This is a genomic window from Streptomyces bluensis, from assembly GCF_014650715.1.
Lineage (GTDB): Bacteria > Actinomycetota > Actinomycetes > Streptomycetales > Streptomycetaceae > Streptomyces > Streptomyces bluensis.
Window position 1 is genome coordinate 344,345 of the sequence record NZ_BMVM01000009.1, and the last position, 17,672, is coordinate 362,016.

General features: G+C 73.8%; 1 protein-coding gene (cut by a window edge). It reads right to left on the reverse strand.

Annotated elements, in window-relative coordinates; all coding sequences use genetic code 11:
* Nucleotides 1-17,615: the 5' end (the start) of a lonely Cys domain-containing protein gene (locus IE262_RS23395; protein WP_229877417.1), read on the reverse strand. The gene continues 18,820 nt to the left of window position 1, outside the view; 17,615 of the gene's 36,435 nt are visible here — the first part of the coding sequence; its start codon is at nt 17,613-17,615; its stop codon lies off the left edge, out of view.
* Between the last annotated feature and the right edge of the window lie 57 nt (nt 17,616-17,672).

Sequence of the window (17,672 nt, forward strand, 5' to 3'; positions counted from 1 at the left end):
CCGCTCCAGTTGAAGCCCTGCAGGCCGCCGTCGTCGTCGGGCTCGCTGCTCATGATCTGCTGGGCCGCGTCGAAGGCGCCGTTCGCCACGAGGTGGTAGGCGGCCAGCACATCGGCGTCGCGCACATCCACACCGTGCGCGGCAGCCGTCGCCGCCACCTCCCAGAGCGCCTGCTGCCGTGACGTGTCCCAGGGGATGCCGTCCGCCATGTGCAGCACATGGCGGCCCCGCGCCTGGACCTCCTGCGGTGGCAGCGTGCCGAGGTACTGCGCGGCGGCGACGGACGCCCAAAGGGCCCGCGCCCGCTCCCTGTGACCCACCGGCTCGTCGGCGGGCAGCTTCAGCAGGGTCCGGATGAGCTGGTCGCCGCCCTGCCCGAGCCGGGTGAGGGCGTACTCCAGGTCCGGGTCGTCGTCCAGGAGGAGCGGGGCGTTCGGGTCCTCGGCCAGGCGGCGCCGGGCGTCGTCGAGAACGGCCAGGTGGGCCGCCCTGCCCGGGGTGAAGGAGCCGGAGTGGCGGCGGGCCAGGAAGGTCCACAGGTCCATGCGGAACGGCGTCAGCCGGCCCAGGTCAGGATGGCCGGCGCGCATCCGCTCCAGCGCGGCGATCCCCTGGAGCACCCGCGTGTACTGGGCCCGGTCGCCCTCGATGCCCCGGCCGAACTTCTGCCGCAGCGCTCGCACCAGCTTCAGCGTGACGTGCCGGACGTTCGCCGGCACGGGCCCGGCACCGGTGTACAGGCCCGCGTCCCGGGCCAGTTGGTCCAGTTCGTCGGGGAGCGGCTCCGGCCAGTGGGTGACCTCCTGCGCTTCCTCGCCACCCGGACCGTCGATCATCACCCTGATGCCGGAGTCGGCGTCGTCCACGCCGGTCTGCCGCGTGTACGTCGTCGTCACCCGCCGGCTCTCGTTGGCGGCGTACTGTCCGAGCGGCACGTCCTCCAGCGGGTCGTCGACATACGGCGCGGGGGCGAACGAGGGATGCGGACGGGTGGGGTCGCCCTCCGACGCGCTCCAGCACACCTGGATGTTCAGCCCGTAGCCGGGCGGCAGTTCGCGTACCTCCTGAAGACCGCCGAGGTAGCGTCCCGCGTTCCTGGTGGCCAGCATCAACGTGCGGCCGTTCACGACGACGGCCACCCGGCCCGGCTTGCCGTGCGCGACGAAGGAGAGCACCGCCCGGTCCGGAGACAACTCCTCCGTCCTGCCGTCGTAGTACCCGTCACCCGCGGGCAGCAGGTGCTTGAGCCGGTTCATGTACGGGAACCGGCGGTACCGCTGCTCCTTGAGCCGTCGCCTGGGCTCGTCGTCCAGGTGAGACTCCAGGCCGAACCACTCGTGGCGCTCCGAGACCATGGGGCGGAGGTCCACGTCGCTGTCCCGGAACGGGGTGTTGTCCAGCGCCAGCCACTTCCGGTCCTCGAACGGCACGACGCGGTACGGCGGGTCGAACGGCACCCAGTCGCCGAGCGGCCGGTCGGGGCCGGGGTCGAAGAGCGCCGGGACGGCGGCGTCCAGTTGGCCGTCGTGGTGCAGGCTCCCGTCGCCGCTGGGCGCCCACACCCTGCGGCCCAGGCGGACGGCGACCGCGCGCTGCAACGCCCGGTTCGGGCGCAGCGCCCCGTACGGCAACGTCAGGACGACCGCGGCGTCCGGGGGCAGTTTGGCCAGTTCCGGGTCGTTCGCGAGCCTGTCGGCGAACTCCTCGTAGGTCAGATCCTGCCCGTCGTAGGTCCCCACGCCGCCCGGAACGGGATCCACGCCGACGATGTAGGCGTCCTCGCCCCAGGGCGCGTCCTGTTCGGCCAGCAGGTTGGGCCGCCGGGCCGAGTCGTACACGCGGATCTTGCCGGGCAGCAGCCGCTTGACGCGCTGACTCGACACATCGCGGCCCCGTACGGCGCCGGAGTCGTCCCGGATCAGGGTGTCCGGTGACAGCAGCGGGTCCGGTGCGGGCAGCGTGTTCGGTGCGGGCAGCGTGTTCGGTGCCGGTGTCCCGGGCGGCGCGGAGCCGACCGTCTCCTGTGGCTGCGCCGCTTGTCGCTGCGGCATCTGGAGGGCGGTGCCGGGCGACTGGCCCTGAGCGGGAGTGCCGGCCAGGAGGAGGGCCAGGATGTCGTCGGAGCTGAACTCCGTGCCGTCCAGGGCCTTCCACACCTCGTCCGCCTCCAGCAGCGGGCCCGGGGCCGGCAGGGCCGCCGGGCCGGCGGACGTGACGGGCGCCGAGGTCGGTACGGGCTGGGCGGCGGGCCACTGCGCCGGGGGCCGCCATGCCGTGCGGCCCCACCCGCCGGGCGCTCCGGTGATCGGGTCGAGGAGGGCGACGAAGAGGGGCGGGGTGGCCGGGTCGGCCGACGGGGCCAGTGCGAGAGCGGCGCTGTAGCTCCAGGTCACCCGGCCGCTGCGGTCGGAGTACTCCTGGTTCAGGGCTCGTCCCGGGGCTCCGACGCCGGAGGTGAGGAACGCCAGCGGATGGCCGACGGGCTTCCCGCGCAGGACGGGAATGGACTCCATCGTCTCGGCGAGGCGCAGCAGGGCGATCACTTCCCCGTCGAGCACCGGCAGCGGAGGGTTGCCGGGCAGGTGGAGGACCAGACGACCGGCCGCGTCGGTGTCGGTCCAGACCAGCCCCAGCCCTTCGGGCTCGGGCAGGGTGGGGTGGGACAGCCAAGGGGCCTTGTAGGTGGTGACGGTGATGCCGTTCGGCCCCAGCTCCTCCTGGTTCAGCAGCTCCGTGTTCACGCCGTTGGGGGTCGGGATGCCGGACCAGTTGTAGCCCTGGACCGTTCCGTCGCTCCCCTTGAGGTGAACGGCGGGATCGAACGCGCCGCGGTACACCAGGTTGTAGGCGCCCAGCAGGTACGGGTCGCTGATGTCCAGGCCCTCCGAGTGGGCCTGGGCCGCCACGACCCAGAATGCCTTGGCCACGGTGTCGTCCCAGGGGGTCGCGGCGTCCAGGTGCAGGACCTGACGTCCCCTCCTTTCCTGTTCCGCGGGCGTCAGTCGGGCGATCATCCGGCTGGCGGCGACCGCGGCCCAGAACGCCTGCGCGAACTGCTGTTCGCTGAGCGGGAGCGGCATCCCGGTGATGCCCTGTGTCAGCGCCTCGCCTTCGTTCGGGTCCAGGATCCGGTCCATGGCCTGCTGCAACGAGGCGTCGGGCACGTGCTGGCGCAGAGGGCTGCCGGGGTGTGCGTCCAGTGTGGTGCGGGCGTTGTCGAGTACGGCCAGGTAGGCGTGCTCGTCGGGGGCCGGGCCGCCGGCCTGCTGGGCCAGGAAGGTCCACAGGTCGAGCCGGAACGGGGTCAGGCTGGAGAACAGCAGATCGTTGGCGCGCAGGATCTCCAGGGCTCCGATGCCCTTGAGGACGCGCTCGTACCGGCCGCCCGCCACACCGCGGTCGTCCTCGATGCCGACACCGAACTGCCGGCGCAGCGCCCGCACCAGCCGCAGCGTCGCCCGCCGCTGCTCCTCCGGTGAGGAGTACGCCCACAGGGGCAGCTCCATGTCCCGTGCCAGCTGGTCCAGCTCATGGTCCAGCGGCTCGGGCAGGTAGGTCACGACGCGTCCGGCGAAGCCGTCGGGCGTGTCCGAGAGCGTGAACGCGTTGTCCACGCGCAACCCGCTGGGCGTGGTGGGCGCATGGGTCTTGCGACGGGCGAAGTTGGCGACGTGCTGGGCCAGCGGCACGTCGTCCAGGGGATCGTCGACGTGCGGCGGCGGCACGGTCTCCGGATGACCGAACCTCGGGTCGCCCGCGGAGGCGCCGTAACACACCTCCAGATAGATCTCGTACTCCGGTGGCAGCTGGAGGACTTCGGGCAGCCCGGCGATGTAGCGTCCGCCGTCCTCGGCGCTGAGGTACACCGTCCGTCCCTTGACGGACAGGCTCATCCCGCCCGGCAGGCCATGGGCGGTGAAGGCGTAGGTCGCCGGGTTACGGGACGTGATGGGCTGGTGGGCTACCTGCATGCGCCCTTCGCCGGTCGGCACCGTGTGCGCGAGCTTCCACCAGGTGAAGTACGTGCGCAGGAGGTGCTGACGCAGGCGCAGCTGGTCCGTGATGGACATCCGGCCGAACCGCCTGTGGTCCTTCGTGACCAGCGTCCAGGAGTCCACCTCGCTGTCACGGAACCGGGTCGTGCCGTCCACCCCCTGCCACTCGCGGTCCGGGAACGGCATCGGCGTGGCGCTGGGAGTCGCCGGGACCCAGTCGCCGTACGGCAGGTTCTCGTCGTGGTCGATCAGCGCCAGGACGTGTTCACGGCGGGTCCCGTTGCGCTGGAGGCGTCCATCGCCGCTCGGCCCCCACACGGGGCGGCCCAGCAGGTCGGCGACGGTCTGGAGCGCTTGCGCGTAGCGGCCGCCCAGGTACGGCACCGCGAGGACGAGCGGCACGTCCTTGGGCAGCTTCGCCAGCTCCGGGTCCGCGGCCAGCTTGCGCGCCAGTTCCTCGGCGTTCAGCACCTGCCCGTCGAAGGTGCGGACGAGGCCGTCCCCGGCGGACGCGGCGGACACCACATAGGCGTTCTCGCCCCAGGGCGCGGTGTAGTCCTCGACCCTCTTGAGCGCCTTGCCCGACCAGGACTCGTAGAGCCGCAGCTTCGCGGGCAGCACCCGCTCCACCTTCTCGCTCGTCCAGTTGCGGCCCCGCACCCTGCCGGAGGCGTCCCTCATCAGGGTCTCCGGCGACAGCAGCGGGTCCGCGGGACCCCCGACCGGCGGCTGCACGGCCGGGGCCGGAGCCGGCGGGGCGAACAGGATGAGGTCCCCTTCCTCGGCGGGAGCCGCGGAGGGGGCCTGGGTGCCCTGGGGGTTGCGGACGGGCGAGGTCCACCGGCCCGGAGCCTGGGCGGCCTGGTCCATCAGGGTGAGGATGGTGCTGGGCACGGACGGATCGGTGCCCGTCAGCATCATGGGGGCGCCATAGCTGTGCGCGGGACGCCCGGTGCGCTGCGTGAACCGCTCCGTCAGCCGCGCGCTGAAAGCGCCGGGACCGGTGGTCAGGAACACCACCGGCGTGCCCAACGGCGTTGCGGCCAGCCCCGGATCGAGGTCCAGCAGGGCCAGGAACTCGTCCTCGGACAGGGTCAGGGGAGCGCTGCCCGGCAGATGCAGCACCACCTGTCCCGCCTGGTTCACATGGACGACGTACAGCAGCGGCATGGGCTTGCCGGAGCCGACCCAGGGAGGCTGGACCTGCTGGATGGTGGTGCCGTTGGGGCCAAGGGACATCTGGCGTACGGAACCCCAGGTGACGCCCGCGGGCATGGGTGTACCGCCCCAGTTGACGCCCTGGACGTTCTGCCCCTGCCACAGCAGGGCCGCCGGGCCGAACGCGCCGTTCTCCTTCAGGTGGTAGGCGGCCAGCACATCCGGGTTGCCGGCGTCCACACCCTCCGCCAGCGCCTTCGCCGCCAGCCCCCACAGGGCCTGCTGCCGCGACCGGTCCCAGGTGGCGGAGGGAGGCAGATGAAGCACGTTACGGCCCACGCGCTCCCGGTCCGCCTGCGGTATGGCGCGGAACAGCAGCCGGGCGGCACGGACGGTGGCCCAGAGCGTGGACGCCACCTGCCTCGGGGTGAACGACACACCGGCGGGCAACGACTGCACGTAACGCATCGCTGACTCGCCGCTGGTGGCGAGCTGCTGGAGAGACGCCTGCAAAGCCGTTGACGGCACCTGCTCGCTGAGCCTGGCGCCGGGGTCGGCCGCGATCCGGCCGGCGGCGAAGTCGAGCAGCCTCAGGTAACCGGCCTCGTCCGGGGCCCGTCCGGTGTACTCCTCGGTGAGGAAGTCGAACATGTCCAGCCGGAACGGCGTCAGATGACTGAGCGCCGGGTCCTGGGCCCGCATCCGCTCCAGTGCGCCCATGCCCTTGAGGACCCGCTCGAACCGGCCGCCCGGCACACCGCGGTCGTCCTCGATCGACACACCGAACACAGAGCGCCACGCCCGCACCAGCCGCAGCATGGCCGCCCGGCTCTCCGCACCCGGCGGCAGACCCGCGTCCCGGGCCAGCTGGTCCAGCTCGGGAGGCAGCGGATCGCGGCGGAAGGTGACGCGACGCGCGCGTTCGCCGCCGGCGCCGTCGACGATGACGCGGTCGTCGTCGTTGAGACCGGTCTGCCTGGTGGGCGCGTCGACGTCCCGCCCGCTCTCGTTGGCGACGTACTGAGCGAGGGGCACGTCGTCCAGCGGGTCGTCGATGTGCGGTGCCGGGCGGTGGGACTGCCGGTCCTGATACGGGTCGCCGTCCGACGCGGACCAGCAGACCTCCAGGTGGATGCGGTGGCCCGGGGGCAGCGCACGCACCTCGGGCAGCCCACCGATGTAGCGTCCCGCGTCCCGCTTGCCCAGCTGCACGATCTTGTCGCCGCCGAGGGGAATCCCCACCCGGCCGGCCTTGCCATGGCCGGCGAAGACGTAGACGGCGCGGTCCGGGTTGACCGGCTCCGAGCCGTTGTCCACAAGGTCGTTGCCGGCTGGGAGCCGGTGGACGAGGTTGCGCATCCGGAGGAAGGCCCTGAACCGCCGCTCACGGCGGCGCGCGTCGGTCCGCGCGACGGCCATCCGGCCGAACCGCTGACCGTCGTCGCTGACCAGCGGCCGGGTTTGGACATCGCTGTCCCGGAACTTCGTTCCGTCCAGCGCCGTCCACTCGCGGTCCTCGTGGGGCACCGTCACGGCCGGCGGGTCCTCGGGCACCCAGAGTCCGGACGGCAGCTTCTCGTCACGGTCGACGATCACCGGGCGATGCCCGCCCGCGTCCGCGTCGAAGACCATCCGGGCCTCGCCACTGGCGCCGTAGGCCCGTCGGCCCAGCTGGGCCGCCACCTTGGTCAGCATCTGCGCGTACTGGTCGCCCGCGTCCCGCACGACCAGCACCACCGGCACGTCCTTGGGCAGCCCGGCCAGCTCCGGGTCGGCCGCCAGCAGGGCGGCAAGCCCCTCCGCGTCCAGCACCCGCCCGTCCGGCAACCGCACCTGCCCCTGGTCGGCGTCGGCCACCAGGAAGTACGCCGAGTCCGGCCAGGGCGCGCTCTCCTCGGACGAGATCCTCGGCGGCTGGCCGGGCCGGGTCTCGATGACCCGCACCCGGCCGGGCAGCACGCGGCTGATCGGCCTGCCCGTCAGGTTGCGGCCCTGCGGGCGCCCCGACGGCCCCGCGATCCGGGTCTGCGGCGCCAGCACGGGGTCGTTGGGGCCGAGGAAGGTGCCCGGCGCAGCCGGTGCCGCCGGTGCGGCCGGTGCGGCCGGTGCGGCCGGTGCGGCCGGTGCGGAGGAGCCGCTGGGGCCGCCCGGCGGCGGGGCGAACAGGGACGCCTCGTCCGGGTTCGCCGTGGCGCCGGGCGCTGCCCCGGCGCGGGGGCTGTTGTACTGGGGGACCAGATCGGCGACGAACTGGGACAGCTCCAGGTCCATGCCGACCGAGCCCGCCGCCGCGATCAGGACGAACGGCAGCGCCTGGTGCGGTACCGGAGTGGGCCGGCCGAGGGACGTGAAGTACGAGCCGATGAGCTGGTGCAGGCCGCCCCAGGTCAGCGGGGTGGTGGCGCCGCGTGCCCCACGGACCTGCTCCAGCGCCCAGAAGCCGCGCAGCAACGCCTCGAACGCGGCGCTGTTGTCCTCCAGCTTCGGACCGTAGATCAGGCGGATGGCCCGTACCCAGCGCCGTACGTCCGGTGCCCGGTTCCGGTCGCCGGTCGTCAGCTCGGCCAGACGGCCCAGTTCCGCCGAGCTCGGCTCGGGCCTGAAGCCCACCCACCAGTCGCCCTCGGGCAGTTGGAGCCGGGGTTCGAGACCGGTGCCGGGATCGGCGGGGGCGAGGCCGGGCTCCTGACCGCCGGCGGTCGTCCACACCTCGCGGTCCCAGCTGTTGGCCAGCTTCTGGCCCGCGACCGGCTCGTCCAGCGGGTCGTGCGGCGGCGCGCCCGCGATGTCGGCGCCCGTGACGAGCACGGCCGTGTCGCGTGGCTGGGCGATCAGGTGGGGGTCCGTGGCGAAGAGATGGTCGACGAGGCGGGCGTAGTCGACGCTCTTGCTCCGGCCGTCCGCCAGCGGGAGTTCGGCGGTGGCGGCGTCGCCCTGGAGGCCGACGACGTACGCCTTGGTGAACGGCAGCTCCAGCGCCGGGCTCTCCATGGGCGCCGGGCCGCCGCGTACCAGGGTGAAGTGCTTGATGTCGGGCAGCGGTCCGTACGGGCTCGGGCCGGCCGCCAGGGCCTGGGCGGCGGCCGGGCGCAGGTCCACACCCACCGGCTTGCCCTTCGGGTCCCGGTGGTGGGCCTGAACGACCTGGTTGACCGGGACCTTGGTGCCGTCGGTTGCGACGACCTCCGCCCGCCACCGCACCGCGGACGGCGTCCGATCGGGGTCGCCGAGGACGGCGAGGGCGGCTCGCGCGCCCTCGACAAGGCTCTCCAGCTGCGGCCGACGGTCCGCGGGCACCTGCGCGAGCAGACCGGACGCCTCGTCGACGACCGCCCGCAGACGCTGCTCCACGGGGCTGCCGACGGGCAGCGGCGCGCCCAGGGCGTAGGAGCCCAGTGTCATGGCGACGCTGTGGGCGTCCGCCGGGGACAGCAGCCTGCGTGGGCTGCCGTCGGCCAGAGGCAGTCCGTCCGTGACCACGGCCAGGAAGTGCGCGAAGCCCTGCACCACCGGGTTGTCGACGATGCGCCCGATGCCGTCCTGGAGCACCTCGTCGGTCAGGGGGGCCGGGAACATCGCGGCACGCTGGTAGATGGCCCGAGTGAGCTGGGAGAGCTCGGCGACCACTTGCCGTGTTTCCTCCCGGGACAGGTGCTGGCCGGTGATCCCGTAGTGCCGCAGTTCCATCAGGATCAGCGCGAACAGCAGCCATCCCTCGCCGGTGTCCAGCTCCCGGTAGTCGTCCATGTCGACCGTCAGCTTCTGGTCGACGGTCCTGCCCTTCGACGTGCGTCCCGTCAGCGCGGCGGTCAGATGCTCACGCGGCGACGGCACATCGCCGACCGTCGCGTCGAAGAAGTCGGCGTAGTGCGGCTTGCCCGGGGCGAGGCGCTGCTGGTAGTGCGCCAGGAGCCTGGCGGCCGCGGTGTGGAATTCACCGCTGATCGCGTCGTGGTGCTCGTCGAGGAAAGCGCGCGTGCGGGGCCGCAGGGCTCGCAGCACGCTGTCGAGCGGATGGCGGGACGCCACCGGCAGCATGTTCTTGGCCATCGTTCCCGGCGTGTCGGGGAAGGCCGTCAGCCAGATGACGGCGTTCGGCCGGGCGCTCGTGTGGCTGAACGACAGCCACGCATAACCCCACACCTCGTCGATGTCCGGGATGACCGAGAGGAACGGCATGAACTGGGGCGCCAGAGCACTCCGACCGGACACGCGGCGCACGAAGTCCGCGGCGACCCGCATGCCGAAGCCCCGGCCCGTGGCCATCAGAGGCAGCAGATGCCTGACCGCCAGCCGGTCCACGGCGACGTCCTGGAGTTCCCTGAGGCCAAGGGCCGGGAGACCGGTGGTCGGCTGCGTGTACGAACGACCGTCGTGGCCCCGGGCCGCCGGCTGCACCCAGATGCCCTCGGCCTCCGGGGTGACCGTCCAGCCGCCGATACGCGACAGCAGGTCGGCGAGAAGGATCGGCGTGTTCCTGGCGTCCGTGACCGTCAGGGCGTCCTCGGCCGCGGCCAGCCGGGCCAGTGCCTCCTGCGGAGACTGCCTGCGCTCCCCCGGCAGCGACGCCATCGGGTCGACGACGAACTCCGCGATGTTCAGGCTGACCCGCTTGGGCTCGTCCTCGCCCGGCGCCACCTCGGGCTTCGCGTCAATCTCGAACAGCCCGTCAGGGGTCCGCCAGAACGACGTCGCGTCGGTGACGATCTTGAGACCGTGGCCGTGGGCCAACTCCCGCTTCGGGGGGAGCAGGGCCGGCTGCCCCTCAGGGATCACACCCCCTGCGGCGGTGGTCAGCGGATGGCGGTTCTCGGGCTCCAGACCGAGCGCGCCGTAACGGCGTCCGATCGCCGCGTCGAGCACCGCGTGCGCGAGGGACGACGACTGGCTGAACTCCCCCAGCGCGCCCGCCGTCACCGGTCCGGCGGGATCGACGGCCTGCCCGGCGGGATCGATGACCAGCGCCCGCGCGCCGGACGGCGCGACGGCCGGGGGACGCGCCGCCACCTGGCCGCCGGCACCGGCCGTCAGGTCCACCCACACCACGCCGTCGGCCCCGCCGAGGTGGTAGGCGGCGAAGGCGTGCCCCAGCCGGTCGCCCTGACGCCGCGCCAGGACGAGGGCCGCGGCGCCGGGTCCGGCCGCGGTGACGGCCTGCGCCACCGCGTCCCACGCGCCCACCTGACGCCAGCCGGGGCCGACCGCCAGGGAAGCCGTCGCCGAGCTGGTGTCCACCGCGGAGTCGTCCACCGTACGGGCCGGACGCACCCCCTGCGGATACAGCTCACCGCGCAGCCCGCGCAGCAGCTCCAGGCACCGCTCCGGGGTCATCCCCTCGGCCGGGCCCCGACGGACCACCGCCCGTACCCTGCGCAGCAGTTCGGCACGGCTCAGGACGGGGAGCGGACCGCGTGCGGCGACCTGCGTGGCGGTCTCCGCCGCCCGCCGCGCCGTGGCGGTGTCCGTCCGCGGGGCCACGGCCGCCGGGGCGGCCGACTCGGTGGCCGGGCGGCTGCCCGTGGCGGGGCCGACGGCGTTCAGGGCCGCGGTCGCCGGGCGGCCGGCGCGGGGCCGGGCGGCGGGGGTGCGGGACATCGAGCTGAGCGGGTACGCGGCGCGGCCGGTGCCCTCGCCACGGCGTACGGACTCCAGGGTGCCGGCCAGGGCGGGCAGCCGGCGCCAGGCGTCCGCCTGGGCGCGTGCCTGGTCCAGCAGGTCCTGCCGGGTGTCCCGCAGGGACTGCCGCAGGCCCCGCACATGGGCCAGGTCGGTGTCACGGAACGCGGTCCGGCGGGCCAGCACGGTGGCGGTACGCCGCTCGGCGCTCCGGGCGCGGGCGAGGGCGCGGTCCGTATCACGGCGCACCTGGTTCAGGTGGGCGCGTGCCGTGTCGAGGGCGGTGCGGGCCGCGGGCAGCGCGGCCTGCGCGGCGGCCAGCGCCGCGTCGCGGCCCTCGTGCCGCTGCCGTACCGACAGCCAGGCGAACCGGGCGCTCTCGGCGCGCTGCCGTGCGTCCGCCAGGCCCGGCGGGGCGGCCCCGGCCGCCCCGGCCGCGCGCTCGATGCTGTGCGCCTCGGCCTGTGCCTGCCGCCAGGCCAGCCGGGCCTGCTGCACCATCTGCGCGGTCGGCCGGGCTTCCGCGACCCGGACGGCCTGTTCGGCGCGGTCCAGTTCGGCTTCCGCGCCGCGGACGGCGTCCGCGGCGCTCTCGCGGGCCGTCCCGGCGTCGCGGACGGCCGTCTCGTAGGTGGTCAGCGCCGAGTCGTGGTCGGCGGCGGCCGCGGTCACCGCCTGCTCGGACTGCTCCAGGACGCGTTCGGCCACGGGCAGTTCGGCCAGCAGTTCCCGAACGGCGGTGGAGTCCTGGGCCTCGGTCGCGACGGCGGTCGTGTAGGCGTCGGCGGCGGCGCGCAGCGTCTGCCAGGTGTCCGCGGTGGCGTCGGTGAGGTCGGCGAGGGTGCCGTCTGCGGTGAACGGGAAGTGGTGCGGGCCGTCGTCGGTGCGGACGACGAGTTCGACGGGCTTGCCCGCGGTGGCGGCGGTGCGGGAGGCGACGAACAGGGCGCGCGCCAGGCGGGTGTTGTCCGGGTCGTCGCCGAGCGCCAGCCACAGCTGAGCCGAGGGGTCCTGCGGGTCGATGGCGTCGGCCAGCGTCCGGGGCAGGTCCAGGACGGGGTGGCGGGTCCAGTCCCGCAGGTCCGCGGCGTCCTGGTCGGCGAGCATCGCGGGCAGGTCGTAGAGGCGCGGCTGCGGGCGGGCCGGGGTGACACCGAAGCCCAGCACGTCCTCTTCGAACAGGCGCATGTGCGCGGTGCCCGCGACATAGCGGGTGCCCTCCGGTCCCGCCACGGTGATGACGGTGTCCACCAGCGTCTCGTAGGTGCGCGTGCCCCGCCCGTCCTCGGGCTGCTGGTCCCGGCCGCCCCGTACCCGGTCGTAGGCGGTGCTCGTCGCGGTGCTGCCCGCCGACGTGGCGTGCGGCTGCTGGGCGGCCACCGGGAAGCTCAGGCCCAGCAGTTGGACGTTGCCGGTCTGGAGGCTGTGCGTGCCCTGCCGGCTCACCGAGAAGGAGCTGCCGGCCGACGAAGTCGACGTCGAGGTACGGGTCTGGGTGCGCGCCCGGTCCAGGGCGACGTCACCGGCGTCGGTGACCGGCCGCGGGTTGTGCAGGGTCACCCCGATCGACGGTGCGGCATCGGGGCTCTGCAACGGCCAGCTGCCAGGCATTTGGGGAGTGAGGCCCGCGGCGGCGCGCGGCGGGTCCACGGCGATGGACCCGGACTGGATCAGCTCGCCGAGACGGGTGGCCGCCGCGTCGTCGGAGACGTTCGCGGGCAGCCCCCACGAGGCGGTCAGGTCCGGCGCGACCTCCCGCAGGGCCTGGGCGAGCTGGGTGAAGGCGTTGAAGCGGTACACCGGCGTGGGCCCGGTCGGCACCAGGCGGGGCCCGCCCGGGAACGGCCGGATGCCGGTGTCCCGCGTCTCCTGCGGCGACATCGCCAGCGGATCGTGGTCCAGCACCAACGGGCTGTAGGGCTGTTCGGCATCCCGCGGCTCGGCGGCTTCGGAGCCGGTGAACCGCAGCTCCGCCGCGACCGGCACGGTGATCGAACGCGGCGGGCGGCCGGCGAGCATCCGGCGCACCCAGGCGGTCATGCGCTCCCGGAGGTCCCCGTCCAGGCCCGACAGGTTCAGCAGCCCGGCCTGGATGATGCCGCCGGGGATGTTCGCGGGCCACTCCCAGACCAGTTCGGAGCGGACGAAGGCGGTGACGAGGAAGTCGACGTCGAAGTCGGCGGCGACGTTCGTCCGCGTCCAGTAGCGGTCATCGGCGCTGAGCTGCGAACGCACCGTGCGGGACCGCGTGTTGGTGAGCGCGATCGACGGGCCGTCGCGGTCCGTGCGGCCGAGGAAGCCGGGCTGCGGATAGCGGGAGACCGGATTGACGGCAGTCTGGTGGGTGAAGGCGGTCGTGGTGGAGGTGGCCCTGGCCTGCGGGGTGTGCGCGGTGATCTGCTCCATTCCGGCGCCCTCGTGGGCCGGGCGGCCCAGGACCCCGCGCAGCGCCGGGGTCTGCAGCAACGGCTCGGCGAGCAGCACCACTTCCACGAGGCGCGCACCGCCGTAGGCGATGTGCAGGAACGGGAGGCCGAGACCGCCCGAGCCGTATCCGAGCAGGGCGGGCAGCCCCAACGGCCCCGTGAGGACGGTCAGTTCGCCGGCCACGCCCTCCAGGTAGGAGGCGTGGCCCGGCTGCATGGACCCGGGCGCCTCGGACTCGACGAGCGCGGTGAGTTCCCGGCCCAGCCGGTCGCGCTGCTCCCGGCGGTCGACGGTGTCGCCGAGCTGGGTGACGGACAGCACGCTCGCGTAGCCGAGCTGGCGGGTCCGGGCGAACTGGTCGGGCAGCGGAACACCGGGCACCGGCCGGCTGAGGGCGAGGAGCCCCGGTATGCCCGGGTACCACTGGGGCTGACGGGCCAGGATGTGGACGGCGGCCGTGTACGTCACCGAGCGCGGCAGGTCGATCGCGACGGTCACCGGGGGACGGCTGCCGAGACCGAGGGTGTTCCCGGCGACGGTGCGGACCCCCCAGCGGACCGTCACCAGCAGGGTCATGTCGTTGCCGAGCCCGTGGTGCGGGCCCTCCTCGTAGGGGGCGCGGGTGGTTCTCGTACTGGCGGTCAGGGCCTCGGAGGTGTCGACGCGCCGGGAGTAGGTCTGCCGTGCGCTGGGGTTGGCCTGGTGGACGAGCGCCGCCGGGTCCTGGGGCGGCGCCTGGAGGCCGGTGGCCGTGACGTTGCCCTGGCGGACCAGGCCCACGGTGCGGGAGTGGCCCGCCGAGTCCACCGAGTTCACGTCGTGCTCGGTGTAGATGTTGTCGGTGCCCAGATGGCTCGGGTTGCTCATGACACCGCGGATCTCCGCGATCATCACCTGGTCCGCCGCCATGCCGGGCAGGTTCACGAACTCCACGACATGGGTGCTCTCAAGGATCTGCGGGGCCCGCGCGAGGAGCTGGCTGGGCCTGATTCCCGCATGCAGCGCCTCGACGGCGACGGTGCCCTGGTCGTTCCTCGGGGCACCCACGAGGGACCTCGACAGCCGCTTGTACGCCACGGCCGAGAAGGTGACGGGCAGCAGCACCGCCGAGGTCAGCGGGGAGCCCACGTACTGCTGGGCGAATGCGGCGGCCCCGTTGACGGGACCCGCCAGGCGGGCGGGCACGACGCTCTGCGCGGCCGTGGACGCCTGGTGCGCGGCGCCGGTGATCAGTCCGGCCGCACCGCCCGCGGCGCCCGACACACGGGCGACGGCCTCCTGTACGGCGCGGGCGAGGCGGCCGGGTTCCGGGCGGCCCGGATACGTCCCGGCGGCGATCATCCGCATGGCCTCCATCAGGGCGGCGGCACCGCGGAACGTGTCCACGACCGCGCCCGGCGGCAGCTTGGTGATGCCCGGCAGCGGATTGCCGTTGCGGTCGACCATGTTGAGGCGGACGAAGTCGTCGTTGGGGCCCCCGTCGGTGACCGGCCGGCGGATCACATGGCCCGGACGCGGCCCGGCCGGGCCCTGGGCCCTGTTCGGCACGCGGGTGCGGTAGTGCGGGACGAGCAGCGTGACCGTGCCGGGCACGGTGTGCGGGGCGGAGGGTGCGGAGGCGTCCCGCGGTGCCACGGCGGCCGTGGGGAGCGGCCCGGAGCCGGTCCCCGTGCCGGTGCCGGTCCCCGTGCCGGTCTCGGCGTCCGCCTCGGCGACCCGCCCGGTGACGGTCTCGGTATCCGGTCCGATGACGGTCTCGGTATCCGGTCCGATGACGGTCTCGGTATCCGGTCCGATGACGGTCTCGACGTCCGACCCGGCGTCCGACCCGGCGTCCGACCCGGCGTCCGCCAGGGCGTCTGGCAGGGGTGCCGACGGGTCCGGCACGGCGCCGGGGGTGTCGTCCGCTTCGGGCGCCGGCTGCCCGGCGTCCGCGTCCAGTGAGTGCTCGTCGGCGAACCGGATGCGCGGCTCGTCCTCGGAGCCCTCGTACAGGTCCAGGGCGAGCCGGGCCGGGACCGTGAAGAGGTCGCTGCCGGACCCCATCTCCATGACGACCTGCTCCAGGCCGACCGTCGCGGCGACCGACGCGGCGGTCGAGATCTGGCCGCTCCCGGTGTAGTCGGGCCCGAGGTTCACCGACCAGGCGCCACCCGCGATCGGGATGGTGAAGCCGCCGCCGCCCCCGACAGCGCCACCCGTGCCCGTGCCGCGCTGCCGCCCGCCACCGGACTCGAAGGCGCTGTAGCCGGTCTGGTGGACATCGGGCAGCCGCCGGGTGTGCTCGGCGGGCCGCTCCGTGTCGCGGGTCACCGAGAAGCGGAGCTGCACCCGGCGGGTGCCGGTGACCGTACCGGGCTTCTCCAACCACACCGGCCGGCCGCCGTCCACGGCCTCCGCCAGCGAGGTGGCCAGCCCGAACCGGGTCCACAACTGCTTGAACTTGCGCAGGTTCGCGAGCTGCGCCTGGCGCAGCGGCTCATCCAGACGGAACGGAAGACGGTGCTCCGAGTGCTCCTCGGGCGGCAGGAAGCCCTCCCTCTGAAGCCTCGCCCTGGCCCGCTGGAAGAGCACCTCGGCGCCGTCGACGGCGAGCGGTGTCTCGGAGATGCCGACGCTGTCCAGGTTCTCCAAGTGCTCGGGCAGTTCCCTGACTTCGTCCGGTCCCGGCCGGTGGCCCTCCAGCGTGGCCCGCTGGGCGATCCGCAGGTCCAGGGCGTCGTCCCACGGGCCGAAGGTGCCGCTGACCGTGCCGCCGCCGGCCCGGTGGAGCGTCAGCCCGTACGTGACCCGGCCGGGCGCGGCCAGATTGCTCTTGGAGGTGTGCAGGCCGTGCGTCAGCGCGGCCCCACCGGAGGCGCTCAGGCTCTCGTCGACCTGCCAGTTCACGCCGCCCTTGCCGAGCAGGTTGCCGCCGAACGACGCCGCTGCCCGTGGATGTCCCTCGGCGTGGTCGGTGGTGAAGGTCGGCCCGCCCGTGCCCTCGACGCCGATACCGCTGGTGAACCGGGAGTTGTGCTCCACGGTCGCGCCGTGCGTGAGGTAGGTCTCCAGCCAGAACTTGTCGTCCTGGCTCTGCGCCGTCGGGCGGCCCGGCTCGATCAGCGCCGTCAGCTCCAGTACGCCGATCGCGCTGCCGCTGCCGTCCAGCAGCGTCGGTGAGAGCACTCCGCCGCTGTTCTGGAGGTGCGGGGTGCCGTGCAGCATCTGCTCGGACAGGAAGTTCTCCAGCTCCCGCATGGAGTCCTCACTGAGCCCGTCCAGCATGCTGAAGTCGTCGTGTGCGCGCAGCTCGGTGAGCAGCCTGCGCGGATCGGTGACGTCTTCCACGCCCCACAGCGGCATGCCGTCCACGCCGGCGGGCTCGGGCAGGTCCTCCGGGTCGGCGCCGTCGCCGAAGGCGCGGTGCTCCGGGACCCAGACCGTGAGGGTGCCGTGCGACTGCTCCGGCCCCCAGTTGCCGGCCTCCTCACGCGGAGTGTCCAGCCGGATCTGCCACAGCCCGTCGAAGTCCATCGGATACGCCGGGTCTTTGAGCTTGTGCTTGTTCATCACCGAGAAGCTCTCGGCGACGGTCACGGACCGTGCCGCCTGGTTGTGCGTCAGCGACAGGGCGACGGTGAGGTCGCCCCAGCGCACCGCGCCCGTACCGTCGGCCAGCCGGATCAGGGTCCAGGGCACGGTGGCGCTGCGGACGGTGCCGGAGCTCTCGGTGACCGACGACGACTGGCCGCCCAGGGCGCGCCGCTCTATCTGCCGATCGGGCAGCGGCATGGCCACGGCGTCCTCGCCGTACTTCGTGGACGGCCGCGCGCCCGCGTAGGCCTGCCGGATGTCGACGGTGTGCTCCTGCCCGCCGTACCGGACGGTGATGCGGTGGCCCTGAGCGCTGCGCAGATCGGTCCGGTGGAGCTGGATCTCCTCCGCGCTCAGCACCTCGCTCAGCTGGGTGCGCAGCGCCTGCGCGTCCTCGCCGTCCGGCTCGGCGCCGAGGGCCGTGGTGATCTGGCGGTACAGCCCGTCGAGCACCGCGTCCGGGGTCGCCTCGTGCAGGACGAGGCCGACCTGTCCGTCGTACCGGCTGCCGTAGGTGCGGACGTAGTCCGACAGCGGCCGGGACGCGAAGGGGACGCGGGCGGTGGCCTGCGATGGTTCCTGCGTGGCCGTCAGATTCTGGGTGGTCGCCGGGCCCTGCGTGGCCGTCAGGTTCTGCGCGGGGGCGGTCGAGGGCCCGGCGGCGGACTCCGTGACGACACGGCCGGGCGGCGGGGCGGGCAGGGGCCCGCTGGTGGCCGCGCCGGGGGTGGTCCCGCCCTGCGTGCCGACCGGGGCGGGCGGGGTGGCGGGCGCCGGGACCGGCGGGTGGGGCTGCGGTACGTGGACGCCCCCCGCCTGGTCCCACAGGGCGCGGAAGCCCACCCAGGTCTCGTTCTCCGCCTGGGTGCGGCGGACCGGGTTGGCGTCCAGCGGCTGCCG